The organism is Alterinioella sp. B-7, from assembly GCF_056857775.1.
The window spans coordinates 22,675-29,604 of record NZ_JBSXNT010000038.1 but is presented as its reverse complement, the minus strand read 5'-3'; the positions used below and the strand labels follow the sequence as shown (position 1 = coordinate 29,604).

Annotated in this window: 6 protein-coding genes; 3 read left to right on the top strand and 3 right to left on the bottom strand. The window is 65.5% G+C overall.

From position 1 onward, the window contains the following. The 3 genes from AC13C7_RS14875 to AC13C7_RS14865 all read right to left on the bottom strand — a co-directional run. Positions 1 to 462 (bottom strand): acyl-CoA dehydrogenase family protein (locus AC13C7_RS14875; RefSeq protein WP_482867954.1); only part of this gene is annotated, 462 nt, incomplete at its 3' end. A 4-nt stretch (positions 463 to 466) separates the two neighbouring features. Beyond that, positions 467 to 1,852 carry an acetyl-CoA carboxylase biotin carboxylase subunit gene (locus AC13C7_RS14870; RefSeq protein WP_482867953.1) on the bottom strand — a complete coding sequence of 462 codons (1,386 nt, stop codon included), beginning with the start codon at positions 1,850 to 1,852 and terminating at the stop codon, positions 467 to 469. A gap of 4 nt (positions 1,853 to 1,856) precedes the next feature. Continuing rightward, positions 1,857 to 2,072: a biotin/lipoyl-binding carrier protein gene (locus AC13C7_RS14865; protein WP_446120137.1), complete on the bottom strand. Its 216-nt coding sequence runs from the start codon at positions 2,070 to 2,072 to the stop codon at positions 1,857 to 1,859. 144 nt (positions 2,073 to 2,216) lie between these two features. On the opposite strand from AC13C7_RS14865, the gene AC13C7_RS14860 reads away from it, so the two are divergent. From AC13C7_RS14860 to AC13C7_RS14850, 3 genes are read left to right on the top strand one after another with little or no spacing between them, the layout of a single operon-like run. After that, a complete protein-coding gene (locus AC13C7_RS14860) occupies positions 2,217 to 3,761 on the top strand; it encodes an acyl-CoA carboxylase subunit beta (RefSeq protein WP_482867952.1) in 1,545 nt (514 codons plus the stop codon). Beyond that, positions 3,761 to 5,986 (top strand): acetate--CoA ligase family protein, encoded by a 2,226-nt coding sequence (locus AC13C7_RS14855; RefSeq protein WP_482867951.1) that lies wholly within the window; start codon positions 3,761 to 3,763, stop codon positions 5,984 to 5,986. The genes AC13C7_RS14860 and AC13C7_RS14855 overlap by 1 nt, the downstream gene beginning before the upstream one ends. Beyond that, the gene (locus AC13C7_RS14850; protein WP_446120131.1) at positions 5,983 to 6,849 is read left to right on the top strand and encodes a TrmB family transcriptional regulator; all 867 of its coding nucleotides are present in this window, start codon (positions 5,983 to 5,985) and stop codon (positions 6,847 to 6,849) included. The genes AC13C7_RS14855 and AC13C7_RS14850 overlap by 4 nt, the downstream gene beginning before the upstream one ends. Positions 6,850 to 6,930: the final 81 nt, after the last annotated feature.

Below are 6,930 nucleotides of genomic sequence, written 5' to 3'. Positions count from 1 at the left end.
CTTCCAGGCCACCGTCGTCATCGAGCCGGGATCGGAGCCCGATCCGGGCTCGGTCAGGCCGAAGGCGCCGACCAGCTCGCCGCCCATCAGGCCGGGCAGATATCGTTCCTTCTGCGCGTCTGAGCCGAAGGCGGCGATGGGGTGGATCACCAGCGAAGACTGCACGCTCATCATCGTCCTGTAGCCAGAGTCCACACGCTCCAGCTCCCGCGCGACCAGACCGTAGGAGACGTAGCCGAGCCCCTTGCCGCCCGCCTCGGGCGCTTCGGTCAGCCCGAGAAGGCCTGCCGCGCCGAGGCGGGTAAAGACCGATCGGTCCGTGCGACCGGCGAGGAAGTCCGCCGTTACCTGCGGCGCCAGTTCTTCCTCCGCGAGGGCGCGGGCGCGGGACGTCAGCGCGCGCTCCTCCTCGGTCAGCGCGGTCTCGAACCCCAGCGGGTCGCTCCAGTCGAAGTTTGCCATTGTGCTATCCCACGCTTTCCGTCTCGGCGGCAGCGACCTCGAGCAGCGCCGCACCGTGGTCGTCGATGAACCTCGTGTGCACATCGCCCGCGGCGAATCCCTCTGAGGCGAGGCAGGCGATCAGGAACTCCCGGTTGGTCACGATCCCCTCCGCCTTTGTCTCGCGCAGGGCGGTGACGGCGCGGGTGATGGCGGCGGTGCGGTCCGACCCGTGGGTGACGATCTTGGCGATCAGCGGATCGTAGTAAGGCGACACCGTGTCGCCGGCACGAAAGCCGGTCTCGATGCGCAGGTCCGGGCGCGGGGCGGGCGTGTCGAAGCGGGTCAGCTTGCCGGGAGAGGGGAAGAACTTCCTTGCCGGGTTCTCGGCATAGAGGCGGCACTCGATAGACCACCCGTCGGTGCCGGGTGCCGAGCGATCCTTAACGTCGCCGGTCCTTGCCAGTTCGAGCTGCATGGCAACGAGGTCGCGGCCGGTCACCATCTCGGTCACCGGATGCTCGACCTGGATGCGGGTGTTCATCTCGAGGAAGAAGAACTCGCCCGTCGCCGCGTCGAGAATGAATTCCACCGTCCCGGCACCGCTGTAGGAGACCTCTGCGCAGAGGGAGAGGGCGGCGTTGCCCATGGCATTGCGGGTCGCCTCAGGCAGGCCGGGGGCGGGAGCCTCCTCGATCACCTTCTGGAAGCGGCGCTGGAGCGAGCAGTCCCGCTCGTGCAGGTGGATCGCCGTGCCGTCTCCGAAGCCGAAGACCTGTACTTCGACGTGCCGTGCGCGGGGCAAGTAGCGTTCGAGGTAGATGTCGCCGTCGCCGAAGGATTTCACGGCGGCTTCCTGTACCATGGCGGCGGTCTTGGTCAGGGCCTCGGGGCCGTCTACTTGGCGCATACCGATGCCGCCGCCGCCGGAGGCCGCCTTGACGAGGAGGGGGTAGCCGACCGCATGGCCCGCCTCCTCGACCCCCTTGAGGGCGCCGGGGGCGAAGCGGGGGCTGCCGGGCACCACGGGCACGCCCGCCGCCTCGGCGGTGCGCCGGGCCGACTGCTTGTCGCCCATCAGGCGGATCGTCTCGGGCGCGGGGCCGACCCAGGTTAGGCCGGCGGCGAGAACCGCCTCGGCGAAATCCGCGTTCTCGGACAGGAAGCCGTAGCCGGGGTGAATCGCGTCGGCGCCAGTCTCGGTGGCGACCGTCAGGATCGTCTCGGTCTTGAGGTAGCTGTCCGAGGCGCGGGCCGGACCGATCTCGCGGGCCTCGTCAGCCATCTCCACGTGAAGGGCGGCGGCATCGGCTTCCGAATAGACGGCGACCGTCGCGATCCCCATCTCGCGGGCCGAACGGATGATCCGGCAGGCAACCTCGCCCCGGTTAGCGATCAGCAGCTTCTTCATGGTCTCAGCCCTCGAGCCGGATTACGACCTGACCGTCTTCGACCATGTCGCTCTCCTTGACGAGGATCTCGGCCACCTTGCCGCTGTCCATCGCGACCACGGGAATCTCCATCTTCATCGACTCGATGATGATGACCGTGTCGCCCTCGCTCACCTGCTGGCCGGGCTCCACCAGAATCTTCCAGACCGAACCGGTCATCTCGCTGTTGATGTCGATCATCGTCAAATCCCTTTCGTATGCCGCGCGACACTAGCCGCAATCATAAGGAGTTACAAGAGCAACTACTAGTCTTGCGGTGGTTGACACCCTGCTCGACTGTCAGTAGTAGTTTCGTCAATAACTACTAAAAGGGTGGTGCCTCACGTGGCTTCGCAGACGACCGACGACCTCAATAGGGAACTGCAAGAGCGGCGCAAGTCGGCTCTGGCGATGGGCAGCGAAAAGCGGCTGGCCGAGCGCAAGGAGAAGGGCATTCTCAACGCCCGCCAGCGTCTCGACTACCTGCTCGACGAGGGCAGCTTCCTCGAGGTGGGCATGCTCGCCCGCTCGCACCGCGCCGAGGTGCGGGACCGCACCCCGGCCGACGGCAAGGTCAGTGGCTACGGCAAGATCGACGGGCGCAACATCGCCGTTGTATCAAACGATTTCACCACCCTCGGAGCCTCCTCAAGCGTCATCAACGGCAAGAAGATTAAGCACGTGAAGGAAGTGGCCGCCGCCAAGGGCCTGCCGCTGGTGATGCTGGGCGAAAGCTCGGGCGCGCGGATGCCCGACCGGATGGGCGCCAGCGGGCGGTCGATCCTCGGGCAGGACCCGACCGAATTCTGCCGCCGCCGCGAGATGCCGCTGGTCTCTGCCTTGCTGGGCGACTGCTACGGCTCCTCGACTTGGTACGCTTGCATGTCGGACTTCGCCGTAATGCGGAAGGGCGCGACCATGGCCGTCGCCTCGAGCCGGGTCACCTCCATCGCGATCAACCAGCCCGTCGACCCCGAGGAGCTGGGCGGCTGGAAGCTGCATACCGAGAAGACGGGCCTTGTCGACTATGCCGTCGAAACCGACGAGGAGGCGCTCGACATCGTCAAGCGGTACCTCTCCTACATGCCGCAAGGCGGGAAGGTCGCACCGGAGATAGTGGCGGTGCCCGAGGGCTCCGACGCGGCGGGCGAGGAGCTGGCAAAGCTCATCCCCGAGAGCCAGAGCCAGGTCTACGACAGCCACAAGATCGTCGAAGGCATCGCCGACCTCGGCAGCGTCTTCGCGCTGAAGCCGCGCTTCGGCCGCTCCCTCGTCACCTCGCTGGCGCGGCTGAACGGGCGAAGCGTCGGCTTCATCGCCTCGAACCCCATGGTCCGAGGCGGCGCCATCGACGTCGATTCCATGCGCAAGGCGACGAGCTTTCTCGTCCTTTGCGACAGCTTCAACATTCCGATCATCTTCCTTGTCGACCAGCCCGGTTTTCTGATCGGCCCCGAGGGGGAGAAGCGCTGGGCGCCGGGGCGGATCATGAACTGGATGAACGCCCTCTCGCAAGTGACCGTGCCGCGGATCGCCATCACCATGCGCAAGAACTACGGCCAGGCCTACCTCAACATGGGCGGCGGCCGGCATGCGGACCTGCAGGCGGCCTGGCCGAGCGCGAACTTCGGATTCATGGACCCGCGGGTGGGCGTCAACGTCCTCTACGGGCTGAAGCGCGAGGACGATCCCGAGCGGTTCGACAACCTGGTCGCCGAGATCGCCAACGACAGCTCCGCCTTCGCCTTGGCCGAGCTCTTCGAATCGCAGGCCGTTATCGCGCCGAACGAGACGCGGGCCTTCCTGACCTCGGCGCTCGACATCCAGTGCAGCGGACCCGAGGGCTCTGTCGGGCAGCACCACCTGGCGAACTGGCCGACCAGCTTTTGATGGCACCCACCGAGCATATCGCCCCGGAACGGGGCCGCCCCGGCGCCGCCGAACTCCTGAAGGCGGCCGTCGCCCGCGGCGACCGGGCGCTCGATGAGGCGGGGGCCAAGGCGCTGCTTTTGGCAGCGGGGATCGCGGTGCCACGCGGTATCCGCCTGACCTCTCACGAGGTTGCGGCGGCTACACTCTCGGGCCTGCGCCCACCTTTCGCGGTCAAGGCGCTCTCGACCGCGCCCCTGCACAAGAGCGACCTGGGCGCCGTAGAGCTGAACCTTACGGAGGCGCAGGAGGTCTCGGCTGCAGTCCGCAGAATCGCAGGTCGGCTTGAGTCGGCGGGCGAGACGGCCAGCGGCTACTTGGTCGAGGAGATGGCCTCTCCCGGCACCGAGATCGTCATCGGCGGCCTGATCGATCCGCAGCTTGGACCGGCGGTGATGCTGGGGGCCGGCGGCATCTATGCGGAGATTCTGAAGGACACCAGCTTCCGGCTCTGCCCGATCATCGAGGCGGACGCCCGCCGGATGGTCGACGAGCTTCGTATCGCGCCGATCCTGAAGGGCGCGCGCGGCAATGAGGGGGCGGACATCGAGGCAATCGTCGCCGCGCTCATGGCGCTGGCGGGGCCCGAGGGTATCTTTACCCACCATGCCGGGCAGATCGCGGAGTTCGACCTCAACCCGCTGATCGCCCGGCCGGACGGGCTGACGGCGGTGGACGCGAGGATCGTGCTCGGCGCGCCTCCGGCCCCTGTCGTGCCGCGCGGCAGAGTGGACTTCTCCCGCCTGTTTCGCCCCATTTCCATCGCTGTCGTCGGTGCCTCGGCCAGCGGCACCACGGCGGGCAATCGCTTCATCCGCCTTCTGAAGCAGACCGGCTACGCGGGCGCGATCTACCCGATCCATCCGAAGGCGCAGGAGATCGAAGGCGTGACCGCCTATCCCGACCTCTCCGCCACCCCGACCGGGGCCGACTACGCCTATCTGATGGTGCCCGCGGGCCGCGTTGCGGATGTTCTGGAAAAGGCGGAGGGCCGCGTCGGCTTTGCGCAAGTGATGGCAAGTGCCGATCCGGCTGTGCAGGGCGAGTGGGAATCCGACCTTGCCGAACTCGCCCGCAAGCAGATGATCCGCATCATCGGACCGAACTGCATGGGCACCCATTCGCCCCGGGGTCGCTTCACCTTTATGGAGGGCGCGCTGGTCGAGCCCGGCTCTGTCGGTATCGCCTGTCAGAGCGGCGGCCTCGGCATGGACATCCTGCGGCGCGGGCAGGAGCTGGGCCTTCGCTACAGCGGCCTCGTGACCATCGGCAACAGCATCGACATCGGCCCGGCGGACCTTGTCGAAAATTATATGGAAGACCCGGAGACCAAGGTCATCGGCCTCTATGTGGAGGACCTGCGGAACGGCGAGCGCTTTGTAGAGCTGGTTCGCCAGAATAGGGGTCGGAAGCCTGTGGTCGTCTTGGTCGGCGGCGTGACGAGCCTTGGTCGCGCGGCTGCTGCCTCGCACACCGGTGCGATGGGCGGATCGGCGGCCACCTGGCAGGCCCTGTCCCGCCAAAGCGGAGTCATTGTCACCGATACGCTCGATCAGTTCCTTGAGCAGCTTTCGCTTTGCCAGAACCTCGAGCCCCGGCCGGAGACGGCGTCGCAGGGTGTAACGCTGTTTGGAAATGGCGGCGGGGCCAGCGTCCTCGGAACCGACGCCATCGACAGGGCCGGTCTCACTCTCGCCCGGCCCTCCACGGCAGCGATGGCCGAGCTGAACGAGATCGTGCTTCCTCCTGGCGCCAGCCTCCGCAATCCAATCGACCTGCCGGCCAGCGTTCTCAAGGAGGATGAGGGTCGCATCACGGCCCGCATACTCGACGTGAACCGTCGAGAGGTGAAACCTCACGCAACAATCATTCATCTCAATCTGCCGGTAATAATGGGATACCGGCACATCGAAAACTTCCTTCCCAACCTGCTTGCTGCCGTATTCGGGGAGGAGGAACAGGCATCCGAGCACCGCGTCCTAGTGCTGCGTTCGGACAGGTCCGAAGAAGTCGACGCGTGGCGGCGGACCTTTCGGGCAGAGGCCATCCGTCGTGGAGTCCCCTCGTTCGACGAGGTGGCCGAGGCAGTGCAAGCACTTGCCAACTTCCAAGGCTATGAGCTTTTCTTGGCAGATTCGGGCGATACGACTCGGCGTCGGCAAATTGAAGGAGGACTCAGGACGTGAATGCACAAAAAGCCAAGCTGGAAGATGACGCTGCAATTCTAAAGGAATTCAAGGCGGTCGGCTTCACGGAATACGAGGCGAGGGTCTACGTGCAGCTCATGCGCAGTGGCACAGCCACGGCGTACGAGATCGCGAAGGAGTCAGGGGTACCGCGGCCGAATACATACAACGCGCTTGAGGCCCTCACCAAGCGCGGTTCGGTCCTGCCAGTCAACGACAACCCGCGGCGCTACGTGGCTAAGGATCCCGACAGCCACCTGACCAGCCTGGGGCGGGAAATGATGTCCCTTTGCGAGTCGCTGGCAGAGAAGCTCGGCAAGATCGAACAGCCGGACGACGCACCTTACGTCTGGAACGTGCACGGCGAACTTGCCATGCATGAGAAGATCGATGCCCTGATCAACCACTGCAACACCACGCTCTGGGCGAAAGCGTCGAGTGACGTTCTGGAGCGGCATGCAGAGGCGCTTAAGGCAGCGGCGGAGCGCGACGTCGAGATGCTGATCGTCATCTACGGCGAGGACCCCGACGCCTTCCGCTTCACCGATCGCTGTCACATCTACCTGCACGAGAGCAACGGCGTGCGGATGGGGACGGCCGACAACCTCTTCACGATGACGATCGATCACAAGCAGGCCTTAACAGCCACCACCGACGGCGCTGCGGCCTTCTACACCCACAACCAGGCCATGGTGATCATGGCCGATACGCTCATCCGCCACGATTACTACATGGCCGAGATCCTCGACCGCTTCGGGTCAGAGATTTTCGGCGCATTCGGTCCGCATCTCAAGGAGCTGCGGATGAACGTCTTTACCAAGACACAGGCAAGCGCATTCCGCGACCGGACCGGTCTCGATTGACCGGCCCTACGGAGGGCATGCCTGCACATAAAAGAAGGGCGAAGACCCCAGCAAAGCAACACAAGTCCAATAAACGGAGGA